The organism is Streptomyces sp. NPDC090127 (genome assembly GCF_044746945.1).
Classification (GTDB): Bacteria; Actinomycetota; Actinomycetes; order Streptomycetales; family Streptomycetaceae; genus Streptomyces.
In genome coordinates this window covers 874,447-898,713 of the sequence record NZ_JBIVDE010000003.1, presented here as the reverse complement: position 1 = coordinate 898,713, position 24,267 = coordinate 874,447, and the positions used below count along the sequence as shown (strand labels likewise).

Genomic DNA, 24,267 nt, shown 5'->3' with positions numbered 1-24,267 from the left:
GGAACAAGCATGATGGGACCGGCGCACTCGCTGTCCGGAGCGGCGGCCTGGCTGGGCGTCGGAGCGGCGGCGGCCGCCGCCGGCCACCCCATGCCGTGGCCGGTTGTCGTCGTCGGAGCGCTCATCTGCGCGGGTGCCGCGCTCGCCCCCGACCTCGACCACAAGTCCGCGACCATCTCGCGCGCCTTCGGGCCGATCTCCAAGGGCCTGTGCGAGATCGTCGACAAGCTCTCCTACGCCGTCTACAAGGCGACCCGCTCCACCGCCGACCCCCGCCGCTCGGGCGGTCACCGCACCCTCACCCACACCTGGCTCTGGGCGGTCCTCATCGGCGCCGGCGCCTCGGTCCTGGCGATCACCGGCGGCCGCTGGGCCGTCCTCGGCATCCTCTTCGTCCATCTCGTGCTCGCCGTGGAAGGCCTGCTGTGGCGGGCCGCCCGGATGTCCAGCGACGTCCTGGTCTGGCTGCTCGGCGCCACCAGCGCCTGGATCCTGGCGGGCGTGCTCGACCAGCCGGGCAACGGCGCGGACTGGCTCTTCACCGCCCCCGGGCAGGAGTACCTCTGGCTGGGCCTGCCGATCGTCCTCGGCGCCCTCGTGCACGACATCGGCGACGCCCTGACCGTCTCGGGCTGCCCGATCCTGTGGCCGATCCCGGTGGGGCGCAAGCGCTGGTACCCGATCGGCCCGCCGAAGGTGATGCGCTTCCGCGCCGGCAGCTGGGTGGAGCTGAAGGTCCTGATGCCCGCGTTCATGCTGCTCGGCGGGGTGGGCGGCGCGTCGGCGCTCGGATACCTCTAGCAGACCGTACGACCGTGGGCCCGCCCCTTGCGAGGGGCGGGCCCACGGTCGTGTCATCGCCGGCCGGCGGATGGCCAGCCCTGTCGGCCCGGTCAGCCGTGCCAGGAGCGCCACAGCGCCGCGTACGCGCCGTCCGCCGCCACCAGCTCGTCGTGACTGCCCAGCTCGCTGATCCGGCCCTCCTCGACCACCGCGATCACGTCCGCGTCGTGCGCGGTGTGCAGCCGGTGGGCGATCGCGACGACCGTACGGCCGTCCAGGACCCGGGCCAGCGAGCGCTCCAGGTGGCGGGCCGCCCGTGGGTCCAGGAGCGAGGTGGCCTCGTCCAGGACCAGCGTGTGCGGGTCGGCGAGGACCAGCCTGGCCAGGGCGATCTGCTGCGCCTGCGCCGGGGTGAGCGCGTGCCCACCCGAGCCGACCTCGGTCTCCAGGCCCTCGTCGAGGGCCCGCGCCCAGCCGTCCGCGTCGACCGCGCCGAGCGCCGCCCACAGCTCGGCGTCCGCCGCGCCCGTCCGCGCCAGCAGCAGGTTGTCGCGGAGCGAGCCGACGAAGACGTGGTGCTCCTGGTTGACCAGGGCCACGTGCTCGCGGATCCGCTCGGCCGGCATCCGCGCCAGCTCGGCCGCGCCGAGCGTCACCGAGCCGGTACGCGGGGCGTAGATGCCCGCGAGCAGCCGGCCGAGCGTCGACTTGCCCGCGCCCGACGGGCCGACCAGCGCGAGCCGGGTCCCCGGGGCGACGTCCATCGACACCCGGTGCAGCACGTCGACGCCCTCGCGGTAGCCGAAGCGCACCTCGTCGGCCCGGACGTCCCGGCCCTCGGGGCGTACCTCCCCGTCGCCCGCGTCCGGCTCGATGTCGCGGACGCCCACCAGCCGGGCCAGCGACACCTGGGCCACCTGCAGCTCGTCGTACCAGCGCAGGATGATTCCGACCGGCTCGACCAGCATCTGGGCCAGCAGCGCGCCCGTGGTCAGCTGACCGACGTCGATCCAGCCCTGGAGCACGAACACCCCGCCGAGCAGCAGCACGCCGGACAGGACCAGCGTGTGGGTGAGGTTGATGACCGGGAAGAGCACCGACCGCAGGAAGAGGGTGTACCGCTCCCACGCCGTCCACTCGCCGATCCGCCGGTTCGACAGACCGACGCGCCGGGCGCCCAGGCGGTGTGCCTCGACCGTGCGGCCCGCGTCGACCGTCTCGGCGAGCACCGAGGCGACCGCCGCGTAGCCGGCGGCCTCCGAGCGGTACGCCGACGGCGCCCGCTTGAAGTACCAGCGGCAGCCGACGACGAGCAGCGGGGCCGCGACCACGATCGCGAGGGCGAGCGGGGGCGCGGTGACGAGGAGGCCGCCGATCAGCAGAGCGACCCAGACCACGCCGATCGCCAGCTGCGGGACGGCCTCCCGCATGGCGTTGGCCAGCCGGTCGATGTCCGTGGTGATACGGGACAGCAGGTCACCGGTCCCGGCCCGCTCCAGGACGCCCGGCGGCAGCCCGACCGACCGGACGAGGAAGTCCTCCCGCAGGTCGGCGAGCATCTCCTCGCCCAGCATCGCGCCGCGCAGCCGCACCAGGCGGACGAAGAAGGTCTGGACGAGGAGAGCGGCCACGAACAGGGCGACCGTACGCGTCAGATCGAGTTCGCGCGCCCCCTGCGAGAGCCGCTCGACGAGCGTGCCGAGGAGGTACGGGCCGACCATCGAGGCGATCACCGCGACCATGTTGACGCCGACGAGGAGGGCGAACGCCCTGCGGTGCCGGCGCAGCAGCTCGCGTACGTAGTCGCGCACGGTGGCCGCCGTGCCCACGGGCAGGGTCGTCGCCGACGTGGGGGCCGCCGGGTCGTACGCCGGTGGCGCCAGGCCGATCATGCCGACTCCCCTTCCAGCTCGGCTTCGAGCTTGTCGTCGATCCTGTCGTCCAACGCCTCCTCCTCCAGGGCCTGTTCGTCGTCCGTCTCGCGGGTGACGACGGCCCGGTAGCGGGGTTCGGTACGCAGCAGGTCGCGGTGCGTACCGACGGCGACCACCTCGTCGTCGTGGACCAGGGCCACCCGGTCCGCCCGGTCGAGCAGCAGCGGCGAGGAGGCCAGGACCACCGTCGTACGCCCCTCGCGCAGCTCCCGCACCCCGGCCGCGACGCGCGCCTCGGTGTGCGAGTCGACCGCCGAGGTCGGCTCGTCGAGCACCAGCACCTCGGGGTCCGTCACCAGGGAGCGGGCCAGCGCCAGGCGCTGGCGCTGGCCACCGGAGAGGGACCGGCCGCGCTCGGTGATCCGGGTCCTCATCGGGTCACCGTCGGTGTCCACCGACGCCTGCGCGAGCGCGTCGAGCACGTCACCGCAGTGGGCCGCCGCCAGCGCCTCCTCGGGCCGGACCGCGCCCGAGGAGGGCACGTCGAGCAGCTCGTGGAGCGTGCCGGAGAGCAGGACCGGGTCCTTGTCCTGGACGAGGACGGCGGTCCGGGCGGTGTCCAGGTCCAGTTCGTCGAGCGGCACCCCGCCGAGCAGGACCGAGGTGTGGCCCTCGCCCGGCTCCGTGGGGTGGCCGCCGAGCCGGTCCGCGAGCCGGCCGGCCGCGTCCGGGTCGCCGCAGACGACGGCCGTGAAGCGGCCCTCGGGGGCGAGCAGTCCGGTGACCGGGTCGTAGAGGTCGCCCGTCGCCTCGCCGTGGCCGTCCGTCGTCGTGGTGGTCCGTGCGAGCGCGAGCACCCGGGCCGCCCGCTTGGCGGAGGGCCGCGAGAAGGAGTACGCCATGGCGATCTCCTCGAAGTGGCGCAGGGGATGGAGCATCAGCGCCACCGCGCCGTAGACGGTGACCAGTTCACCCACCGCGATCCGCCCGTCCAGCGCGAGCCGCGCCCCGTAGGCGAGGACGCCCACCAGGAGCAGACCGGGGAGCAGGACCTGGACGGCCGCGATCAGGGCCCACATCCGGGCGCTGCGCACGGCCGCGCGCCGGACCTCCTGGGAGGCGACCCGGTAGCGGCCGAGGAACAGCTCCTCGCCGCCGATGCCGCGCAGCACCCGCAGCCCGGCCACGGTGTCGGAGGCCAGCTCGGTGGCCCGGCCCGCCTTCTCGCGCTGGATGTCGGCCCGGCGCGTGGCGCGGGGGAGGAGCGGCAGGACGGCCAGGGTGAGGACCGGGACGCCGACCGCCACGACCACGCCGAGGGCCGGTTGGTAGACGACGAGGCCGACGCAGACCAGGACGACGGTCAGCGCGGCGGCGGCGAACCGGGACAGCGCCTCCACGAACCAGCCGATCTTCTCGACGTCGCCGGTGGAGACGGCGACGACCTCGCCGGCGGCGACCCGACGGGTGAGGACCGAGCCGAGCTCGGCCGTCTTGCGCGAGAGGAGCTGCTGGACGCGGGCGGCGGCGGTGATCCAGTTGGTGACGGCGACGCGGTGCAGCATCATGTCGCCGACCGCGATGCCCGATCCGAGCAGGGCGAGGAGCCCGCCGACGAGCGCCAGCCGGCCGCCGTCGCGGTCCACGACGGCCTGGACGGCGAGGCCGACGGCGAAGGAGAGTCCGACGATGGAGAGCTGCAGGAGCAGCCCCCACAGCAGGGCCTTCACCTGCCCGCCCCGTTGATTGCGGCCGAGCCAGAGGAGGAACCGGGTGCCCGAGCGGACATCGGGGATCCCTGGGTCGGCGTACGGTAGATCGCGAATCTGCATGGCGTCCCGGGGTCTTCCGATGGGGCGGGGAATGGCTCAAACCGTGCAAGGTTCGCGCCGCGGGACCGCCCGCGGCAATCGAATTTCCGCATCGGGGTACGGAACAGGCCAAGGTCCACCAGACCGCTCCGACGTCCCCCGAGCCCGTGGCGGGATTTCGTACGCCCCCCTGTGCAGTGGCCGACCGAACCCTTACTCTCCCTTCCTGAGAGCGCTCTCACCACGCGCTCGGAGCGTTCTCGGCACCACACGCACCTGATGTTCCCTCCCCCACACACACAGGAACAGCAGAAGGGTCACGCCCGTGAGACGCACCCCCGGCACAGCCACCACCGGAAAGATCGGCTTACGCACCGTCCTCTCCGCCCTCCTCCTGATCGCCACCTGGGGCGGCGCCGCACTCGCCCCCTCCACCGCCGCCGCCGCGACGCCCGGCCCCGAGGCATCGCCCGGCCTCGTCACCGCCATGCAGCGTGACCTGGGCCTGACGGAGCGCCAGGCGCGCACCCGACTCGCCCAGGAGAAGGCCGCGTTCGCCCTCCAGCCCTCGGCCGAACGGGCGGCGGGCGCCGCCTTCGCCGGGACCTGGTTCGACGCGGACAGCGGCCGGCTCACCGTCGCCGTGACGAGCCACCGGCAGGCCGAGGCCGTCCGGAAGACCGGCGCCGACGCCCGTGTCGTCACCCACTCCGTCGCCCGGCTCGACGCGGTCAAGCGCCGCATCGACCGCTTCGAGGCGCCCGCAGCCGTCGGGAGTTGGCACGTCGACGTCCGGGCCAACGAGGTCGTCGTCCAGGTCGCCGCCGACCGGATGCGCGCCGCCGACGTCACCGCCTTCCTCGACCGCGCCCGCGCCGCGGGCCCCGTACGGGTCGAGGCCGTGGACGCGGCACCGACCACCTTCGCCGCCGGGACCGTCGGCGGGGACCCGTACTACACCCACCAGTACCGCTGCTCCATCGGCTTCTCGGTGCACGGCGGCTTCGTCACCGCCGGACACTGCGGCGCGCCCGGCACCTTCGTCCGGGGCTGGGACGGCACCGACATGGGCACCTTCCAGGGCTCCTCGTTCCCCGGCGACGACATGGCGTGGGTACGCACCGGCTACGGCTGGTGGACCGTGCCCGTGGTGATCGGCTGGGGACAGACCCCCGACCGGCTGGTGCGCGGCTCGTGGGAGGCGCCGGTCGGCTCGTCCGTCTGCCGCTCCGGCTCCACGACCAAGTGGCACTGCGGCACCGTGCTCGGCAAGAACGAGACCGTCAACTACAGCCAGGGCCCGGTGCACCAGATGACGCGTACCGACGTCTGCGCCGAGGGCGGTGACTCCGGCGGCTCCTTCATCACCGGCGACCAGGCCCAGGGCGTCACCTCCGGCGGCTGGGGCAACTGCTCCACCGGCGGCAACACCTGGTTCCAGCCGGTCAACGAGATCCTCGGCCGCTACGGGCTCACCCTGCACACGGCCTGACCCCCGTCCTGCCTGGCGTCCCCCCACAAGGAGGCCGCGCCCGCGTTCGTCGGCGGGCGCGGCCTTCGTGATGCCGCTCGGTGGGGACGGGCCCGGGCGGGCGCCGTCAGACCTCCGTCAGACCTCCGTCAGGCCCGTCACGTGGCCGGCTTCACCGAGTCCACTCCGGAGCGGGCCTTCTTCCACTCGCCACGCGTGAAGTCCGGGATCGCCTGCGGCGCGCCGTTGGCCTTGATCGAGTCGTGGCTCAGCGGCACCGGGGCCGTCCAGGTCGCCGCGTCGTACACGTCGAAGTCGGGGACCAGACCGAGCTGCATGCACTGCATCAGCCGGTAGAGCATGATGTAGTCCATTCCGCCGTGCCCGCCCGGCGGATTGGCGTGCTCCTTCCAGAGCCAGTGGTCGAAGTCCTTCGCGTACGCCCCGAAGTCGCCCCACTGATGACCCTGGTGGTCCGGCTCCAGATAGATCCGCTCCGGGTAGTCCTCGAACACGCCCCGCGTGCCGCCCAGACTGTTGATCCGGCTGTACGGGTGCGGGGTGGAGACGTCGTGCTCCAGGCGGATCAGACGGCCCTTCTCCGTCCGGACCAGGCTGATGGTCCGGTCGCTGCCGATGTACGACTCCTTCCAGCTCGGGTCACCCGCCGGCATGTGCTTCGCCCGGTACTCGGCGAGCCCCAGCGCCGGAGTGCCGAAGCTGCTGATGCTGACCACCCGGTCGCCCCGGTTGACGTCCATGTAGTTGGCGACCGGACCGAAGCCGTGGTTCGGGTAGAGGTCGCCGCGCAGCCGGGTGTGCCAGAGCCGGCGCCACGGGCCCTCGTAGTAGGTCGGCGAGAACATCAGGTCGCGCAGGTCGTGGTTGTACGCCCCGGCGCCGTGCAGGAGCTCCCCGAACTTGCCCGCGTGCGCCATCCGCAGGACCCGCATCTCGTTACGGCCGTAGCAGCAGTTCTCCAGCTGCATGCAGTGGCGGCGGGTCCGCTCCGAGAGGTCGACCAGCTCCCACAGGTCCTTGAGCGTCATCGCGACCGGACACTCGACCCCGACGTGCTTGCCGTTGAGCATGGCGGTCTTCGCCATCTCGAAGTGGAGCTCCCAGGGCGTCACCACATAGACGAAGTCGACGTCCGTGCGCTTGCAGAGGTTCGCGTAGTCGTCCTCCCCGTTGGCGTACACGGCGGGAGCGGGCTGCCCGGCGGCGACGACCTTGGCGGCGGCGCGCTCGGCCTGGGCGCGGACCGGGTCGCACAGGGCGATCACCCGGACCCCGGGGAGGGCGAGGAAGAGGTCGATCATGCTGCCGCCCCGGTTGCCGAGGCCGATGATCCCCACCCGGACCGTCGAGCGCCGCGTGAAGGGGACGTTCACCATGGTGGCGCCTTGGCGCCGGGGCGCCGCAGCGGCGTGCGCCACTCGCTGAGCGGCGGTCGCGGTGGTCTCGGGCGTGGCGGCCTCGGCGCTTCCGGTGCCGAGGGCGCCGAGGCCGATGCCCGCCCCCGCGACCCCGGCCGTGGTCCGCAGGACGGAGCGGCGGCTCGGCGGCTGCGGTGCGTTGTCGTTCATGGAACCTCCAGTAGCTGCTTGCACGGCTGGCTCATGAATCCCGCTCAGGACCCTGGCCGTCGGGACTGGTGGTGCGCAAGGGCGCGGATTGGACTCTTGTGACAAGTGGTTGGACTCTTTCATTCCGGATCGCCGCAGCACGCGGACGACGAGGGTCCCTCACCCACATGGGGCAAGGGACCCTCGTCGTGTTCCGCCACACGGGATGACGGGGCGTCAGGGACGCGTCGCGCGCTCCAGGGCGAGCAGAACGGAGTGGTAGCTCCGTCCTGTCGCCCGATCCATCCCGATCTCGCACATCCGGTTCGCCGACAGATGGACGTCGAACGGGCGCGCCGTCACCTCCGCCGCCTCCCGCGCCGTGGCCGAGGCCGTCAGCTCGGGGTGCAGCATGCCCCGGTCGCCCGCGAAGGCGCAGCAGCCCGCGTCCGCCGGCACGACGACCTCATCGGCGCACGCCCGCGCCAGCGCCGTCAGCTGCTCCTCGTCCCCCAGATGCCGCATCGAGCACGTCGGGTGGACCACCGCCGAACCGACCGTGCGGCGCACCTCGAGGCGGGGCAGCAGCTCCTCGGCCGCCCACACCAGCGAGTCGACGACGGTCAGCTCCGCGTGCAACTCCCGGTTGTCGTCACTGAGATACGGCACCACCTCGTGCGCGATCCCGAGCGTGCACGACGACGCGTCGACCACCAGCGGCAGCTTGCCGCCCGCCGTCCAGCCCCAGGCCGCCTCCACGATCCGGTTGGCCATCACCTCGTTGCCCCGCTCGTACCCCTTGGAGTGCCAGATCGTCGCGCAGCACGTACCGGCCACGTCGTCCGGAATCCACACCGGGCGGCCCGCCCGGCCGGAGAGCGCCACCACCGCCTCCGGCAGGGACGGCCCCGACAGCCCCTCGGGACCGGCGAAGATCCGGTTCACACAGGCCGGGTAGTACACGGCGACCGCCGCCGGGCGATGCGTGCGGGGGAGCCGGCGGCCGGCCGCGCCCGGGATCTCGGGCAGCCACTCCGGTACGAGATCCGGCCGCACCGCCTTGCGCGCGAGGCCCGTCACCGCCGCGAGCAGCCGGTCGCCGATCCGGTCGGCCGCCGCGACCGCCAGCCGGGCCGAGGCCTCCACGGCCCGGAAGTTCGTCGCCGTCAGCGCCGCGATCCGCTCCTCGCGCGCCGAGTGCCGCCGGTGCCGGAACTCCTTCATCAGCGCCCCGGTGTCGATCCCCACCGGGCAGGCCAGCTTGCAGGTGGAGTCGCCGGCGCAGGTGTCCACGGCGTCGTAGCCGTACGCCTCCAGCAGGCTCGCCTCCACCGCGGAACCATCGCTCTGGCGCATCACCTCGCGGCGCAGCACGATGCGCTGCCGCGGAGTGGTCGTCAGGTCGTGGCTGGGACACGTGGGTTCGCAGAACCCGCACTCGATGCACGGGTCGGCGATCGCCTCGACCTTCGGGATCGTCTTCAGACCCCGGAGATGGGCCTGCGGATCGCGGTCGAGGACGATCCGCGGGGCGAGCACCCCGTCGGGATCGATGAGCTCCTTGGTCCGCCACATCAGCTCCGTCGCCCTCGGCCCCCACTCCAGCTCCAGGAACGGCGCGATGTTGCGGCCGGTGGCGTGCTCCGCCTTGAGCGAGCCGTCGAAGCGTTCCACCGTCAGCTTGCAGAACTCGTCCATGAACGCGGCGTACCGCTCCACGTCCGCCGGGTCGGCCGCGTCGAAGGCCAGCAGGAAGTGCAGATTCCCGTGGGCCGCGTGACCGGCCACCGCCGCGTCGAAACCGTGCCGGGCCTGGAGGTCCAGGAGGTCGGCGCAGGCCTCGGCGAGTCGGGCCGGCGGTACGGCGAAGTCCTCGGTGATCAGCGTCGTACCGGAGGGGCGTGCCCCGCCGACGGCCGTCACGAACGCCTTGCGGGCCTTCCAGTACCCGGCGATCCGCCCGGGGTCGCGGGTGAACGCGTTGTCCACCGAGGCGACCGGCGCGACGAGCTCCAGCTCGCCCAGCACTTCGGCCGCCGCCCGCTCGTACCCCTCCTGCGCCGCGATGTCCGGGGCCCGGAACTCCACCAGCAGCGCCGCCGTCTCCCCGGGCAGCTCCGCCCAGTCGGCGGGGACCCCGGCAACGCTGACCGAGGCGCGCAGGGTGTTGCCGTCCATCAGCTCGACCGCCAGCGCCCCGGCCTCGTTGAAGCGCGGCACGGCGGCGGCCGCGGCGGTCAGCGAGGGGAAGAAGAGCAGCGCGGTGGAGACCTGACGGTCCAGCGGAAGCGTGTCGAAGACGACCTCGGAGATGAAGCCGAAGGTGCCCTCCGAGCCGACCATGAGCCCACGCAGGATCTGCACGGGCGTCGCGCCGTCCAGGAAGGCGTCCAGGCGGTAGCCGTTGGTGTTCTTGATGGCGTACTTGGCGCGGATGCGGGCCACGAGCTCCGGGTCCGCCTCGATCTCGGCCTTCAGCTCCCATAGCCCCGCGCACAGGCGGGGCTCGGCGCGCGCGAGCTCCTCGTCGGCGGCGGGGTCGGCGGTGTCGACCACGGTGCCGCTCGGCAGCACGACGGTGAGGGAGGAGACGGTCCGGTACGAGTTCCTGGTCGTCCCCGCCGTCATGCCCGAGGCGTTGTTCGCGACGACCCCGCCGATCGTGCAGGCGATGGCGCTCGCCGGGTCGGGGCCGAGCACCCGGCCGTGCCGGGCGAGGGCCGCGTTGGCCCGGACGACCGTGGTGCCGGGGCGGATCCGGGCCCGGGCCCCTTCGTCGAGGACCTCGACGCCCACCCAGTGCCTGCGCACGTCGACGAGGATGTCCTCGCCCTGCGCCTGCCCGTTCAGACTGGTCCCGGCCGCCCGGAAGACCACCTCGCGGCCCTTGCCGTGGGCGTAGGAGAGGACGGCGGAGATGTCGTCGACGTCCGCCGCGACCACCACGACCTGCGGCACGAAGCGGTAGGGGCTGGCGTCGGAGGCGTACGCCACCAGCTCGGAGATCGTGGAGAGGACCTTCTCGGGGCCGAGCAGCGCCACCAGTTCCTCGCGCAGCAGACGGGGGGTGCCCCGGGACTGGAGGTCGGGGACCCGGTCGGGGGCGGGCCGCCGCTCCCTGCCGGGGCGCAGGGCCCGCGCGTTCGGCTCCAGCAGTGGCATGGCACGGCTCCCCTCGGCGCTCCCGGTGCCCGCGCGGTCAGCAGCTGCGCTCCGGCATGTGGTCGACCAGAGCGGACAGCAGACCTCCGAGCACCTCGCGCTGATCGACGGTCAATGGAGCAAGGATGTCCTCTGCGGCGGCCCGACGCGCGCTGCGCAACGCGCGCAGCGTCTCCCGTCCGGCGTCGGTGAGCTCGATCCTGATCACCCGTCGGTTCGTCGGATCGGCGACCCTGCGCACCCGCCCCGCGGCCTCCAGGCCGTCCACGACGCTGGTGACGGCCCGCGGGACGACCTCCAGGCGCGTGGCGAGATCGGCCATCCGGGGCGGCTGCTCGTAGTGCGCGACCGTGCGCAGCAGCCGGGACTGGGCGGGGGTGATGCCGACCGGCTCCAGGAGGCGCTTCTGGCTGCGTTGCAGCCGGCGGGTGAGGCGGAGAAGCTGCTCGGCGAGGAGGCCGTCGGCATCGGGACTGTTCATGGAGGAACAATATCAGGACCTGGTTCATTGTGAGTATAGGTAACAATGAGCTATGCTCTGATCGTTCCGACCTCTCACACCCCTCGTAGGAGCCCATGCGCAACCACGAAGAGTCCGACTGGACACCTCCCCCACGCGATCCCGCGCAGCCGAAGGAGCCCGCCCAGACGCGGCGCATCCTGCGGCTCTTCCGTCCCTACCGAGGCAGGCTCGCGATCGTCGGCCTGCTCGTCGGCGCCTCGTCCCTGGTGTCGGTGGCCTCGCCGTTCCTGCTCAAGGAGATCCTCGACACCGCGATCCCCCAGGGCCGGACCGGGCTGCTCAGCCTGCTCGCCCTCGGCATGATCGCCACCGCCGTGATCACCAGCGTCTTCGGCGTGCTCCAGACCCTGATCTCCACCACCGTCGGCCAGCGCGTCATGCACGACCTGCGCACCGCGGTCTACGGCCGGCTCCAGCAGATGCCGCTCGCCTTCTTCACCCGCACGCGCACCGGCGAGGTCCAGTCCCGCATCGCCAACGACATCGGCGGGATGCAGGCGACGGTCACCTCGACCGCCACCTCCCTCGTCTCGAACCTCACCGCCGTCGTCGCCACCGTCGTCGCGATGCTCGCGCTCGACTGGCGGCTGACCGTCGTCTCGCTGCTCCTGCTGCCCGTCTTCGTCTGGATCAGCCGCCGCGTCGGCCGCGAGCGCAAGAAGATCACCACCCAGCGGCAGAAGCAGATGGCCGTCATGGCCGCGACGGTCACCGAGTCGCTCTCCGTCAGTGGCATCCTGCTCGGCCGCACGATGGGCCGCTCCACCTCCCTGACCAGCTCGTTCGCCAAGGAGTCCGAGCGCCTCGTCGACCTCGAAGTGCGCTCCTCCATGGCCGGGCGCTGGCGGATGTCCACCATCGGCATCGTGATGGCCGCCATGCCCGCGCTGATCTACTGGGCCGCGGGGTTCGCCCTGCAGTCCGGCGGTCCGGCCATCTCCCTGGGCACCCTGGTCGCCTTCGTCTCGCTCCAGCAGGGCCTCTTCCGTCCGACGGTGAGCCTGCTCTCCACCGGCGTCCAGATGCAGACCTCCCTCGCGCTCTTCCAGCGGATCTTCGAATACCTCGACCTCCCCGTCGACATCACCGAGCCCGCCGACCCGGTGCGGCTCCAGAAGATCAGCGGCGAGGTGACGTTCGAGGACGTCGACTTCCGCTACGACCCCGAGGCCCCCGGCCGCCCCACGCTCGACGCCGTCGACCTGACCGTCCCGGCCGGCGGCAGCCTCGCCGTGGTCGGCCCCACCGGCTCCGGCAAGTCCACCCTCAGCTATCTCGTGCCCCGGCTCTACGACGTGACGGGCGGCCGGGTCCTCCTCGACGGCGTCGACGTCCGGGACCTCGACTTCGACACGCTCGCCCGGGCCGTGGGCGTGGTCTCCCAGGAGACGTACCTCTTCCACGCCTCCGTCGCCGACAACCTGCGCTTCGCCAAGCCCGACGCCACCGACGAGGAGATCCGCGCCGCCGCCCGCGCCGCGCAGATCCACGACCACATCGCCGGCCTGCCCGACGGCTACGACACCCTCGTCGGCGAACGGGGTTACCGCTTCTCGGGCGGCGAGAAGCAGCGCCTCGCCATCGCCCGCACCATCCTGCGCGACCCGCCCGTGCTCATCCTCGACGAGGCGACCAGCGCCCTGGACACCCGTACCGAACACGCCGTCCAGCAGGCCATCGACGCCCTCTCCGCCGGACGCACCACCATCACCATCGCCCACCGGCTCTCCACCGTCCGGGACGCCGACCAGATCGTCGTCCTCGACGCGGGCCGGATCGCCGAGCGCGGCAGCCACAAGGAGCTGCTCGCCCTGGACGGACGGTACGCCGCCCTGGTGCGCCGCGACGAACACACGAACGTGGGAGCGGTTGTTCCCCAGAACGTGTGATCGTCTCCGGATTCGTTGCTCAACTCCCTTGTGGCAGCTGATGATTACGGTGCGCAAGCGACGGGCTGCAGACCGCGACCGCGCACTGTCCCGCAGATGCACTTGGCACAAGGAGAAGCACCACCATGAACGTCATCACCAACCTGCTCGCCGGCGTCCTCCACTTCCTGGGCTGGCTCGTCTGACCCTCACGCCCGGCAGGAAAGCGGCGCCGTCGGCCCCCCGTCCCAGGGGGCCGGCGGCGCCGCCGCATGTGCGGGGCTCCCCGGTTTCGCCACCGGGCCGGGTTAGCGTGCGCCCATGACGTACCGGTCCTGGCAGCCCGAAGACCGTCGCCGCCGCCCCCGGCTCACCCGGCGCGGCTGGATCGCCCTGCTCACCGGCACCGCCCTCGCCGTGGCCGCGGCGGTCACCGTCCCCCTGCTCCTCGGCGAGGAGAAGCCCGCCCCGGAGAAGCCGCGGACCCTGCTCGTCCCCGAGGGCTGGCGCGCGGGCCAGGTCTACACGGCCGTCGACCGCTCGCTCGGTCTCGCGCCGGGGGCCACCCGCAAGGCGGCCACCGCCCCGGTCGCGCCCCTCGGCCTGCCGGCCGCCGCCCAGGGCAACCCCGAGGGATACCTCTTCCCGGCGACCTATCCGTTCGTCTCTGCGACCACCCCGGAGGGCCTGCTCCGCTACATGGTCCAGACGGCGGGCAGGCGCTTCGGCGCCGATCACATCACCGCGGGCGCCCAGCGCAACCAGGTGAGCGTCCACCAGACGGTGATCATCGCGAGCATCGTCCAGGCGGAGGCCGACACCACCGAGGACATGGGAAAGGTCGCCCGGGTCGTCTACAACCGCCTCGCCCGGGGGATGGCGCTCCAGATGGACTCGACCCTGAACTACGCCCTGGGCCGTTCCACCGTCGACACCACGCACGCGGACACCAAGATCGACAGCCCCTTCAACACCTACGAGCGCACCGGGCTGCCGCCCACCCCGATCGGGAACCCGGGGGAGCAGGCGATGACGGCCGCGATCGAACCGGCCAAGGGCGACTGGCTGTACTTCGTGACGGTGAAGCCGGGGGACACCCGGTTCACCGCCGACTACGCCGAACACCAGGCGAACGTCGAGGAGTTCAACGCGAACCGCCGCGCGGCCGACGGCGCGGGCTGAGCGGGAAACCCGCCGGCTCCGACGGGCGGCACCGGCCGGCTGTGCCGGAGAGCCGAGAGCCGGCGCGCGGAACCGGAGGGTCCGAGCTGATTCGGGCCACGGCGGGCCGCGCTACGAGGCGGCCACCGGCTCCCGCTCCAGCAGGTGGAGGATCTCGGTGACGGCCGCCCGCCCGGCCCGGTTGGCGCCGATCGTCGAGGCCGACGGGCCGTACCCGACGAGATGGACGCGCCCGTCCCGTACCGCCCGGGTCCCCTCCACCTGGATGCCACCACCGGGCTCACGCAGCCGGAGCGGGGCGAGATGGTCGATCGCGGCCCGGAAACCGGTCGCCCAGAGGATCACGTCGGCGTCGACGGTCCGGCCGTCGGCCCAGGCGACCCCGGTCGGCGTGATGCGGTCGAACATGGGGTTGCGCTCGAGCACGCCCCGCTCGCGGGCCTCGCGGATCGCGTCGGTGAGCGGCAGGCCGGTGACGGAGACGACGCTCTGCGGTGGCAGCCCCTTGCGTACCCGCTCCTCGACCATCGCGACCGCCGCCCGCCCCGCCGCCTCACCGAACGGCCCCTCGCGGTAGACGGGCTCGCGCCGCGTCACCCAGGTGGTCTCCGCCGCGACGTCGGCGATCTCCATCAGATGCTGGGTCCCGGAGGCGCCGCCGCCCACGACGACGACCCGCCGACCGGCGAACTCCGCGGGGCCCGGATAGTTCGCCGTGTGCAGCTGACGGCCCCGGAAGGTCTCCTGCCCCGGGTAGCGCGGCCAGAAGGGGCGGTCCCAGGTGCCGGTGGCGTTGATCAGGGCGCGGGTGGCGTACGTCCCCTCCGAGGTCTCCACCAGCAGCCGGCCGCCCTCGCCCTCGCGGACGGCGCTCACCTCCACGGGGCGGTGGACCCGCAGGCCGAAGCGGTTCTCGTACGCCGTGAAGTACGCGCCGATCACCTCGGACGAGGGTCGGCGGTCGTCGGCGCCGGTCAGCTCCATGCCGGGCAGCGCGTGCATCCCGTGGACCTTGCCGTAGGTGAGCGAGGGCCAGCGGAACTGCCAGGCCCCGCCGGGGCGCGGGGCGTGGTCGAGGACGACGAAGCCGCGGTCCGGGACGAGCCCGGTGCGGCGCAGGTGGTAGGCGGCGGAGAGCCCGGCCTGCCCGGCACCGATGACGACCACGTCGATGTCACGCACCGCATCGACGTCAGGCACCACGGCGATGTCACGCACCGCATCGACGTCAGGCACCACGGCGATGTCACGTGCCGTATCGACGTCACGCACTACGTCGACGTCACGCACGACGACGGCGTCACGCACCGTATCGACGCCCCGCACGCGCCCGGTGCGCACGTCCTGACCGTTCTCCACGCCGAAGTCGTTCACGATTCCACCAACCGTGACGGGCGCGCGGATCTTCCCGACGCGCCCGCCACGGCTTCGGCTAGCGGCCGCCGCCGCCCGCGAGGAGCAGCGGGGCGCCGCCGGGCGCCGACGCCGGTCGCCCGTTGGCCGCCGGGACGCCGAGCAGCGGCGAGGCCGGGATCCTCGGCAGCAGGCCGCGCGCCGCCAGCTCGGGGGTCACGCCCTCCCCGAACCAGTACGCCTCCTCCAGGTGCGGATAGCCGGAGAGCACGAAGTGCTCCACCCCGAGGGCGTGGTACTCCTCGATCCGGTCGGCGACGTCGGCGTGGCTGCCCACCAGCGCGGTGCCGGCCCCGCCCCGTACGAGACCCACGCCCGCCCACAGGTTCGGCGCGATCTCCAGCTTCTCCCGGTCGAGCGAGCCTCCGCCGTGCAGCGCCAGCATCCGCTGCTGACCGACCGACTCGCTCCGGCCCAGCGTCCGCTGCGCCGCCGCGATCGTCTCCGCGTCGAGGTCGGACAGCAGCCGGTCCGCCACGCCCCACGCCTCGCGCGCGGAGTCCCGCGAGATCGTGTGCAGCCGGACCCCGAAGCGCACCGTCCGCCCGCGCTCCTCGGCGAGCCGCCGGATCCAGTCGATCTTCTCCTTGACCTGCCACGGCGGCTCGCCCCAGGTCAGATACACATCCGCGTGCTCCGCCGCGACCGGCCCGGCCGCCTCGGACGAGCCGCCGAAGAAGATCTCCGGCACGGGGTCGGGCGGCAGGGCGGTGAGCGCGCCCTCCACCTGGTAGTGCTCGCCCTCGAAGTCGTACGGCCGCCCGCTCCACGCACCGCGCACGATCTTCAGGAACTCGGCCGTGCGGGCATAGCGCCGGTCGTGGTCCAGATGGTCGCCGAAGCGGCGCTGCTCCACCGAGTCACCGCCGGTGACGACGTTGAGGAGCAGCCGGCCCCGGGTGATCCGCTGATAGGTGGCGGCCATCTGCGCCGCGAGGACCGGCGAGATCACCCCCGGCCGGAACGCCACCAGGAACTTGAGCCGCTCGGTGTGCTGGGCGAGCGCCGCCGTCGTCAGCCAGGCGTCCTCGCACCAGGTGCCGGTCGGCGTCAGCACGGCCTCGAAGCCCAACTGCTCGGCCGCCTTGGCGATCTGCGCCAGATACTCGATGTCGGGGGCGCGCACGCCGGTCACGGACCCGGTCCGGGTGATGCCGCCGTCGGTGTAGGCGTGCCGGTCGACGAGCGTACGGCCGTCGCCGCCGGTCGGCAGGAACCAGTGCAGATGGACGGTCATGAGGGGGAGCCCTTTCCGTAGGTGCGCGCCGGGGTGGTGGACGGCGGCAGGTCCTTGTCGAAGCGGGTGTCGACGTAGTCGGCGAAGTCGAACGTCCGCGGAATCAGCTTCAGTTCGGCGAAGGTGTCGGCGATCCGCTGCTCGGAGGCGATGGCCTCCTTGTCGAGCGCGACCGCGATCCGGGTGCCGCTGCTGCGCTTCACGGCCGCGAGCGCGATGTCATAGGGGAGCCCGGTCTCCTTCGCCCAGGCCTTCGCCCAGACGTCCGGGTGCTCGTGGACCCAGTCCTGGGCGCGCCGCAGCCGCTCGATGTAGTCGCCGATCGCCGCGGCCTTCTCCTTGTCGGCGAGCGCGGCGGGCGCGGCGACCTGGAAACCGAGACCGTTGACCACGCCCCGGCCGTCGGTCAGCACCCGCGCCTTCCCGCCCGCGAGTACCTGCGAGGTGTACGGGTCCCAGACGGCCCACGCGTCGACCTTGCCGCTGGTGAACGCGGCGAGCGCGTCGGCGGGCTGGAGCAGGCTCACCTCGATGTCGTCGAGGGCGAGCCCGGCCTTCTTGAGCGAGGCGATCAACTGGAAGTGGGCGGAGCTGCCCTGGGCCACGGCGACCTTGCGGCCCTTCAGGTCCTGGGGCGTGCGGATCGGCGAGTCCGCCGGCACGAGGATGGCCTCGCCGGCCGGGTCGCCGTGGGTGGCGGCGACCACGGTGATCTTGGAGTCGGCGCCTGCCGCGAAGACGGGCGGGGTGTTGCCGACGGCGCCGATGTCGACGGCCTTGGCGTTGACCGCCTCCAGGAGTGGTGGTCCGGAGGTGAAGGTCGACCACCTGATGCGGTACGGCAGGTCGTCGAGTTCTCCGGCCGCACGCAGGACGGCTTCCGAACCGCCCTTCTGATCACCGACGTTGAGGACGACGGATCCCTTGCCGTCGACGCCGGAGTCGGCGGCGGAGGGGGAGGAGCAGGCAGAGGCCAGCAACGCGAGGGGAAGGAGGAGGACGGCGGGCAGGAGGGAGCGTTTCATGGTCGGGGTCCTTCGGGTCGCGGGGGAGTGGAGGTCAGGCGGCCTGGTGCACGGCGGGGAGTTCCGTCTCGACGCCGAGTTCGGCGAGGAGCCGGGAGCGCAGGGCGGCGAGGTGCGGGTCGCCGGCGGCGCGGGGGCGGTCGAGGGCGACGGGGGTGTCGTACGCGATGACGCCGTCGCGCATCACCAGCGCCCGGTCGGCGAGCAGCAGCGCCTCGTCGACGTCGTGCGTCACCAGGAGCACCGCGCACCCGCGCCGCTGCCACAACTCGGCCACCAGGCGCTGCGCCTTGATGCGGGTGAGCGCGTCGAGGGCGCCGAACGGCTCGTCGAGCAGCAGCAGATCGGGCTCCCGTACGAGAGCGCGGGCGAGGGAGGCGCGCTGGGCCTCGCCGCCGGACAGCGTCTTGGGCCACGCGCCCGCCCGGTGGCCGAGCCCGACCTCCTCCAACGCCTTCTCCGCGACGGATCGTTCGGGCCTGCCGGGCAGGCCGAGCAGGACGTTGCGCCAGACCCGCTTCCACGGCATCAGGCGGGGCGCCTGGAAGGCGACGGCCCGGCGCCGGGGGACGAGGACGGTCCCGGAGATCTCCCGGTCGAGCCCGGCGAGGACCCGCAGCAGCGTGGACTTGCCGCAGCCGCTGTGGCCGAGGAGCGCGGTGAACTCGCCCGCGCGCAGGGTCAGATCGAGCTGGTCGATGACGGGACGGCCGTCGAAGGAGCGGGTCAGCCCTTCGATGGTCACTGCCCGGTGAAGGTCGGTCGCCATTGCAGCAGCAGCCTTTCGAGAGTACGGACGACGGCGTCGGCGAGCAGGCCGAGGAAGGCGTAGACGACGAGGCAGACGACGATGACGTCGGTACGGAAGAACTCCCGTGCCTGGTTCATCAGGAAGCCGATGCCGGCGTCGGCGTTGATCGACTCCCCGAAGACCAGGGCGAGCCAGGCGGTGGCGAGGGAGTACCGCAGTCCGGTCATGGCGCCGGGCAGCGCCCCCGGCAGCACGACGTGCCGGATGAGCCCCCAGCGGCGCAGGCCCAACGACTCGCCCGCCTCGACCAGCTGGGCGTCGACCCCGCGGATCCCGGCGTACACGTTGAGGTACAGATGGAAGGCGACGCCCAAGGCGATCAGCGCCACCTTGGGCGCCTCGCCGATGCCCAGCCAGATGATGAACAGCGGGATGAGCCCCACCCACGGGACGGTCCGCAGCATCTGCACGGTCGCGTCGACGAGATCCTCACCGAGCCGTGAGAGGCCGGACACCAGGGCGAGCGAGATACCGATCGTGCCGCCCAACAGCAGCCCCACGGCGACGCGTTGGAGCGAGACACCCATGGCGTGCGGCAGGGTGCCGTCGGCGATCAGCTCTCCCCCGGCGCGGGCGATGGTCCCGGGGGAGGCGAGCACGTCGGCGGGGAGGACTCCGGTCGAACTGAGCACCTGCCAGGAGACGAGCAGAAGCAGGGGCCCGATCGTCCGGCGCGCCCAGCGAGGCACGCGGGTCCGCCGTCCGGATCCGCCTCGGGCGGTGGGAATCACCTCCTCAAGTGCGGAAACGGGGGATATGTCGGGCAGGGAAGAGGGCGGGGCATGGCCGACCGTCATGAAGGGTCTCCACAGGGAGGAGAAGAGGGAGGAGAAGGGTGCGTACGCGTCAGCTCCCGTGCGCACGCCGACGACGGCGCGCGACCACGGATGTCAGCGCGGAGGGTTCAGAGGTGTGAGAGGGCGTCAGCAGCCGCGACGACAGGCGGCGGAGGCCACCCGCAGCAGGTCGATGTGACCGCGCGTGGTGAGCAGGGCTGTACGCAACATGGCGCGAACCTAGCGACTCGTTCCGGTGGCGGTCAACGGTGTCTCGGAGCGTGGACGAGCCGTCCCGCGTCGTGAGCGGCAGGATGGTCTCATGTCCACCTTCACCACCCGCGTCCTCACGCTCACCACCGGCGGCTCGGAGACGGTCACCGACCTGACCCGGGCCTGCTCCGACTTCCTCACCGAGACCGCCCCCGGCCTCGACGGCCTCCTCAACCTCTTCGTCCCGCACGCCACCGCCGGACTCGCCATCCTCGAAACCGGCGCGGGCAGCGACACCGACCTCCTGACGGCCCTGCACCACCTGCTCCCGGCCGACGACCGCTGGCAGCACCGCCACGGCTCCCCGGGCCACGGCCGCGACCACGTCCTCCCGGCCATGGTCCCGCCGCACGCCACGGTCCCGGTCCTCGGCGGCCGGCTGGAGCTGGGCACCTGGCAGTCCATCTGCCTCGTCGACACGAACAAGGACAACCCGGAGCGTCAGGTCCGACTCACGTTCCTGGGGTAGCGGCCGACGCGGTCCGCGTTCCTCGGGCAGCCGCCCGCGCGGTCCGCGTCGCGTCCGCCGAACCGACGACCGCCGCCCGCCCCGATGGAGCGCACAGGGTGCCGGGGTGGGGGTGGTGGTCGATGCTGGGAGCATGCGTGGTTCGCTCCGTCTGCCCGCCGCGTACGTGGCCGCGGCCCGCGGGTCGCTGCGGGTCACGGTCGCCGCGGCCGCCGGGTTCTACGTGTTCCTGTACGGGTTCGGGCAGACCGTCGCCGCGACCTACGCGCTGTTCGCGGCGGTCGCGCTGGGCGGTCTTTCACGCGTTCCGGGGACCGGACGGCAGCGGGCCGGGGTGGTGCTGCGGGCGCTGCCGGTGGCCTGGGTCCTGGTCGCCGTCGGCACGTACCTCGCCGTGCGGACGTCGAGCGCCGTGGCCGGGATGCTGGTCATCGGCTTCGCGCTCGCCTTCGTCGCCGTCGGCGGGCCCCGCCCGGCCGGAGTGGCCCCGGGGCTCCAGCTGCTCTACATCCTCCCGTCGTTCCCTCCGTACGCCCCCGGCACCCTGGGCGAGCGGCTGACCGGCACCACCGTCGGGCTCCTGCTCCTCGCCCTCGCCGAAGCGACCCTGTTCCGCGATCCGCCGGCCCTGCCGTACCGCGAGCTCGCCGCACGCGCCGCCGACGTCGCCGGGCGGTGCGCCGGGGAGCTGGCCCGGTCTCCGTACGCGCTGTCCCCGCAGACGGGCGACGCGGCCGACGCGGCGGCCCAGGCACTGCGGCCCCTGTCGGTTCCGGAGGCCGAGCGGCCCGCCGGCCCCGGGGTCCGCTCGCGGGCCCTCGCCCACACCGGGCTCGCGGCCCGCACCCTGCTCAACCGGCTGCACCATCTGCCCGCCGTGCCACCGGGACGACCACCCTCCGCCGCGTACCCGGACCTGCTGCGCGCCGTCGGGCGTTCGGCGGCCGACAGCGCCGCCCTGCTGCGCGGCGCTCCGCCCGAGAGCACGGCCGGCTCCGGCCTGGCACGTGAGCGGGCGCTCCTCGCCGCCGCGCCCACCGGCTCGGCCGACGCGGCGGCCGTGCGGCGCAGCGCGGCCCTGCTCGAACTGGCCGACGCCGCCCTCGCCCTGTCGACCGCCGTGGGTTTGGTCGTACGGGGGCGCAGCACCGGGCCCCCACTGCCCCTCGGGCGGTTCTGGTACGCCAGGATGCGGGCGCCGCAGCTGTGGTGGCGGCGGCTCGTGGGCAACGCGGGATCCCGGTCGGTCTTCTTCCAGAACGCGGTCCGGATCGGCCTTGCCCTGGCGGCCGCCCGGACCGTCGCCGGACTCGACACGCTCCCGCACGGCTTCTGGGCCATGCTCGCGACCCTGACCCTCACCCGGACGACCCTGTACGCGACCCGGGCCGGCATCAAACAGGCGGTCGCCGGGACGTTCATCGGCGCCCTGTGCACGGCCGGGGTGCTCGCCCTGGTCGGGACGGACACCACCGTCTACGCCGCCGTGCTCGTACCGGTGCTGTTGATCACCTTCACGGTGGGGCCGGTCAAGGGCCTCGGCTGGGCCCAGGCGTTCTTCGCGCTCGTCGTCTCGATGGTCTTCGCCCAGCTGGCACCCGCCACCTGGCAGCTGGCCGAGGTGCGGCTGCTCGACGTGCTCGTCGGCAGCGCGATCGGTGCCGTCTTCGGACTGCTGGCCTGGCCGCGCGGCGCGCAGCGGGAGGTACGGCAGTCCTGCGCGGTGCTGCTCCGGTCCGCGGCGGAGGTCGTGGTGGCCACGGCCTCGACGATCGCGGCGGGCGGCCTGCGGGACCCGGACCGCCCGCCCTCGCACACCGCGCTGCGTCACGCGCTCATCCTGGCCGAGTCGGCGTTCGCGCAGTTCCAGAGCGAACCGGCGAGGCCGACGGCCGCCACGGCGCGCCCGGTCGACTTCCAGGCCGTGCTGCTGACCGGTCACCACACCCTGTGGGGCGCCGACCGGCTGGTCGCTGCGCCGCCCGGGCCGGAGGAGGACCCGGGCGGGCCCTTGTCCAGACCCTCCTCCGGGCCGGGGAAGGGGCCCGCCGAGCCCGTCGTCGTACCCGACCCCGTCGTCGTACCCCCGCTGGATCCCGCCGCGGCCCTCGCCCTGACCCGGCTCGCGGACCGGGTGGCGGCCCGGATGCTGCTGCTCTCCACCCTGATGGTCCCGAGCGAGGACGCCCCCTCGCGCACGCCGGGGCCGGGGACCGAGCCGGACGCGCCGGGCGCCGCGTCGCACGGCGGGCTGGACGACGGGCCCGGCGGCGATCGGGGCGCGGTGTCCGGCGGCGAGCAGGGCGCGGGCTCCGGCGGCGCGGCCTCCCGGGCCGGGGCCGAGGAGACCGCTCCGGCCGGGGCGCCGGGCCGGTACTACGCGACGGAGTCCTGGCTGGACGCCGTCCTCGCGGATCTCGGCCGGATCACCGACGGCCGCCGCGAGGGACTCAGAGCCCCGTGACCTTGGAGCTCGCCGACAGTTCGTAGACGAGGGTGAGCGTGCGGCGGCCGCCGGGGGCGAGAGGGACGTCCCAGCGGACGATGCCCTCGGCGTCGACCGCGTCCGGGGCCGGGGAGCAGGCGTCCTTGTGGAGCCGTACCTCCACCGCCGAGACCTCGGAGACCGGGATCCGCTCCCGGACGGCGACCACCCGCTCGCCCTGCTCCCCGGGGGCGGAGAACCGGGACAGGTGGAGCCGGACCGTGCGGGTGACCACCGTGCGCTGGGTGAGCCCGGTGGTGTCGCGGGACTCCTCGGTCTCCCGGACCACCCGGTGGTCGTCGCGGCTGCCGAAGGCGAGCTCCACGGGGGCGCCCAGGGCGGTGAACTCCAGCGCCCCGCGCCCGCCGAAGCCGCCCGCGCCGACCAGGTCCACCGGCCCGGCGAGCAGCACGTGGCCGGAGCGGTTGTCGAACCGCACCACCTGGGTGACCAGCGGGGACAGCTCGGGCGAGCAGGCGTACTCCCTGCGCGCCGCCGTGGTGAACACGGAGAGCGGCACCCGGTGGGCCCGCCCGTCACCGGGCACCGAGACCGGCGCGGGGGCCCGCAGCACCCGTGTCTCACCGCCGTCGTCCACCCCCGGCAGGCCGACCACGGGGACCGGGCCGAGGCTGCCGATCTCCTCCTCGCGCAGCTCGACGTCGACCGTGCGGCGCTCCGCCGCCGAGCGGTCCTTGAGGGTCAACCGGTCCTCGCCCAGGGACGGCGGATCGGTGGCCAGGGCGGAGCGGGCGGTCGACAGGGTGAGCCGGACGTCGGACCAGTCCTCGCCGGTGCGCTGCCACACCACCGCCCCGGTCTCCAGGGTGAGCGCGTCACCGGCGAGCTCGGCCCGGTAGGCGGGCCGCCACAGCGCGCACGAGGTGAGGTGGCTCAGCCGCAGTGCGACCGGCCCGGCCGCCTCGGCCTCCACGGTCAGCTCGACATGGCCGACCAGCTCGGCGGCCTCCTCCTCGGCGAGCTCCATGGCCCGCTGGACGTCCCGGAGTTCGGCGGTCAGGGCGGCCGACCGGACGTCCACGGTACGGAGTTCCTCGCCGTACGTCTCCCGCTCGCCGTCCACCCGGTCCAGCTCATCGGCCCACCGCGTCCGCTCGGTCTCCCCGGCCCCCGCGCCCTCGCCGATCTCCCGGAGCAGGTCGGCGGAGAGGCGGCCCAGCAGGTCCAGGCGGGTGAGCAGCCGGTCGCGTCGCCGCTCCAGGTCGAGCCGCTCCTTTTCGAGGGCGTGCTCGCGCCGGCGGAGCGCCGAGTCGTCGTCGGTGGGCGGCTGCGGCCCGCGCGGGGTCCAGGTGCGGACGATCCGTGCGTCGAGCACGGCCGCCCCGTGCTCGGCCGTCAGCTCGGCGTGCAGGGTCCGGTCGACGGCGAGCGCGCTGACCGGTCCGAGGCGCAGCCGCTGGACCCCGCCCGCCAGGTCGAGCACGGTGGCGCGTTCGATGTGGGCGCGGTCCTCCAGGCAGGTGACGGCGGTGACGGGGAGGGCGATGGGGTTCGGGGCCGTGGCCATGGGGTGTG

18 protein-coding genes are annotated in these 24,267 nt (G+C 73.5%); 6 read left to right on the top strand and 12 right to left on the bottom strand.

The annotated features are described in order from the left end of the window. Window positions 1-9 precede the first annotated feature (9 nt). Complete coding sequence (locus ACIPPS_RS14845; protein ID WP_401431020.1) at window positions 10-801, top strand: metal-dependent hydrolase; 792 nt, start codon at window positions 10-12, stop codon at window positions 799-801. Between the two features lie 92 nt (window positions 802-893). Here the strand turns inward: ACIPPS_RS14845 and ACIPPS_RS14840 are convergent, their stop codons facing one another. After that, the gene (locus ACIPPS_RS14840; protein WP_401431018.1) at window positions 894-2,675 is read right to left on the bottom strand and encodes an ABC transporter ATP-binding protein; all 1,782 of its coding nucleotides are present in this window, start codon (window positions 2,673-2,675) and stop codon (window positions 894-896) included. Further along, entirely contained in the window at window positions 2,672-4,489 is a 1,818-nt protein-coding gene (locus ACIPPS_RS14835; protein ID WP_401431016.1) for an ABC transporter transmembrane domain-containing protein, read from the bottom strand. The genes ACIPPS_RS14840 and ACIPPS_RS14835 overlap by 4 nt, the downstream gene beginning before the upstream one ends. Window positions 4,490-4,793: 304 nt before the next feature. Here ACIPPS_RS14835 and ACIPPS_RS14830 point away from each other — a divergent pair, with 304 nt between their 5' ends. Beyond that, the gene (locus ACIPPS_RS14830) at window positions 4,794-5,960 is read left to right on the top strand and encodes a S1 family peptidase (protein WP_401431014.1); all 1,167 of its coding nucleotides are present in this window, start codon (window positions 4,794-4,796) and stop codon (window positions 5,958-5,960) included. A gap of 137 nt (window positions 5,961-6,097) precedes the next feature. Here ACIPPS_RS14830 and ACIPPS_RS14825 read toward each other — a convergent pair whose 3' ends face one another. The 3 genes from ACIPPS_RS14825 to ACIPPS_RS14815 all read right to left on the bottom strand — a co-directional run bounded on the left by ACIPPS_RS14825 (window position 6,098) and on the right by ACIPPS_RS14815 (window position 11,150). Continuing rightward, window positions 6,098-7,528 (bottom strand): Gfo/Idh/MocA family protein, encoded by a 1,431-nt coding sequence (locus ACIPPS_RS14825; RefSeq protein WP_401431012.1) that lies wholly within the window; start codon window positions 7,526-7,528, stop codon window positions 6,098-6,100. A 216-nt stretch (window positions 7,529-7,744) separates the two neighbouring features. After that, window positions 7,745-10,669, bottom strand: coding sequence for an FAD-binding and (Fe-S)-binding domain-containing protein (locus ACIPPS_RS14820; protein WP_401431010.1), 2,925 nt, complete (start codon window positions 10,667-10,669; stop codon window positions 7,745-7,747). 37 nt (window positions 10,670-10,706) lie between these two features. Then, a complete protein-coding gene (locus ACIPPS_RS14815) occupies window positions 10,707-11,150 on the bottom strand; it encodes a MarR family winged helix-turn-helix transcriptional regulator (protein WP_401431008.1) in 444 nt (147 codons plus the stop codon). A gap of 95 nt (window positions 11,151-11,245) precedes the next feature. Between ACIPPS_RS14815 and ACIPPS_RS14810 the strand changes: the two genes are divergently transcribed. Both ACIPPS_RS14810 and mltG read left to right on the top strand, forming a co-directional pair. Continuing rightward, window positions 11,246-13,081 carry an ABC transporter ATP-binding protein gene (locus ACIPPS_RS14810; protein WP_401431006.1) on the top strand — a complete coding sequence of 612 codons (1,836 nt, stop codon included), beginning with the start codon at window positions 11,246-11,248 and terminating at the stop codon, window positions 13,079-13,081. 300 nt (window positions 13,082-13,381) lie between these two features. Next, on the top strand, window positions 13,382-14,242 hold the full coding sequence (mltG, locus tag ACIPPS_RS14805; protein WP_401431004.1) for an endolytic transglycosylase MltG: 861 nt from the start codon (window positions 13,382-13,384) through the stop codon (window positions 14,240-14,242). A 111-nt stretch (window positions 14,243-14,353) separates the two neighbouring features. On the opposite strand, the gene ACIPPS_RS14800 is transcribed toward mltG, so the two are convergent. The 6 genes from ACIPPS_RS14800 to ACIPPS_RS14775 all read right to left on the bottom strand — a co-directional run bounded on the left by ACIPPS_RS14800 (window position 14,354) and on the right by ACIPPS_RS14775 (window position 19,735). After that, complete coding sequence (locus ACIPPS_RS14800; protein ID WP_401431436.1) at window positions 14,354-15,424, bottom strand: NAD(P)-binding domain-containing protein; 1,071 nt, start codon at window positions 15,422-15,424, stop codon at window positions 14,354-14,356. Between the two features lie 250 nt (window positions 15,425-15,674). After that, the gene (locus tag ACIPPS_RS14795) at window positions 15,675-16,892 is read right to left on the bottom strand and encodes an LLM class flavin-dependent oxidoreductase (protein ID WP_401431002.1); all 1,218 of its coding nucleotides are present in this window, start codon (window positions 16,890-16,892) and stop codon (window positions 15,675-15,677) included. Beyond that, a complete protein-coding gene (locus ACIPPS_RS14790) occupies window positions 16,889-17,917 on the bottom strand; it encodes an ABC transporter substrate-binding protein (RefSeq protein ID WP_401431000.1) in 1,029 nt (342 codons plus the stop codon). Before ACIPPS_RS14790 ends, ACIPPS_RS14795 begins: the two co-directional genes overlap by 4 nt. A 34-nt stretch (window positions 17,918-17,951) precedes the next feature. Next, window positions 17,952-18,686, bottom strand: coding sequence for an ABC transporter ATP-binding protein (locus tag ACIPPS_RS14785; RefSeq protein ID WP_401430998.1), 735 nt, complete (start codon window positions 18,684-18,686; stop codon window positions 17,952-17,954). Next, window positions 18,659-19,525 (bottom strand): ABC transporter permease, encoded by an 867-nt coding sequence (locus ACIPPS_RS14780; RefSeq protein ID WP_401430996.1) that lies wholly within the window; start codon window positions 19,523-19,525, stop codon window positions 18,659-18,661. Before ACIPPS_RS14780 ends, ACIPPS_RS14785 begins: the two co-directional genes overlap by 28 nt. Before the next feature lie 126 nt (window positions 19,526-19,651). After that, complete coding sequence (locus ACIPPS_RS14775; RefSeq protein WP_351816447.1) at window positions 19,652-19,735, bottom strand: putative leader peptide; 84 nt, start codon at window positions 19,733-19,735, stop codon at window positions 19,652-19,654. 91 nt (window positions 19,736-19,826) lie between these two features. Here ACIPPS_RS14775 and ACIPPS_RS14770 point away from each other — a divergent pair, with 91 nt between their 5' ends. Beyond that, window positions 19,827-20,246 carry a YjbQ family protein gene (locus tag ACIPPS_RS14770; RefSeq protein ID WP_401430994.1) on the top strand — a complete coding sequence of 140 codons (420 nt, stop codon included), beginning with the start codon at window positions 19,827-19,829 and terminating at the stop codon, window positions 20,244-20,246. Between the two features lie 133 nt (window positions 20,247-20,379). After that, complete coding sequence (locus ACIPPS_RS14765; RefSeq protein WP_401430992.1) at window positions 20,380-22,710, top strand: FUSC family protein; 2,331 nt, start codon at window positions 20,380-20,382, stop codon at window positions 22,708-22,710. Here ACIPPS_RS14765 and ACIPPS_RS14760 read toward each other — a convergent pair. Continuing rightward, complete coding sequence (locus ACIPPS_RS14760; protein WP_401430990.1) at window positions 22,697-24,259, bottom strand: DUF4139 domain-containing protein; 1,563 nt, start codon at window positions 24,257-24,259, stop codon at window positions 22,697-22,699. The two genes, ACIPPS_RS14765 and ACIPPS_RS14760, sit on opposite strands and share 14 nt — an antisense overlap. Window positions 24,260-24,267: the final 8 nt, after the last annotated feature.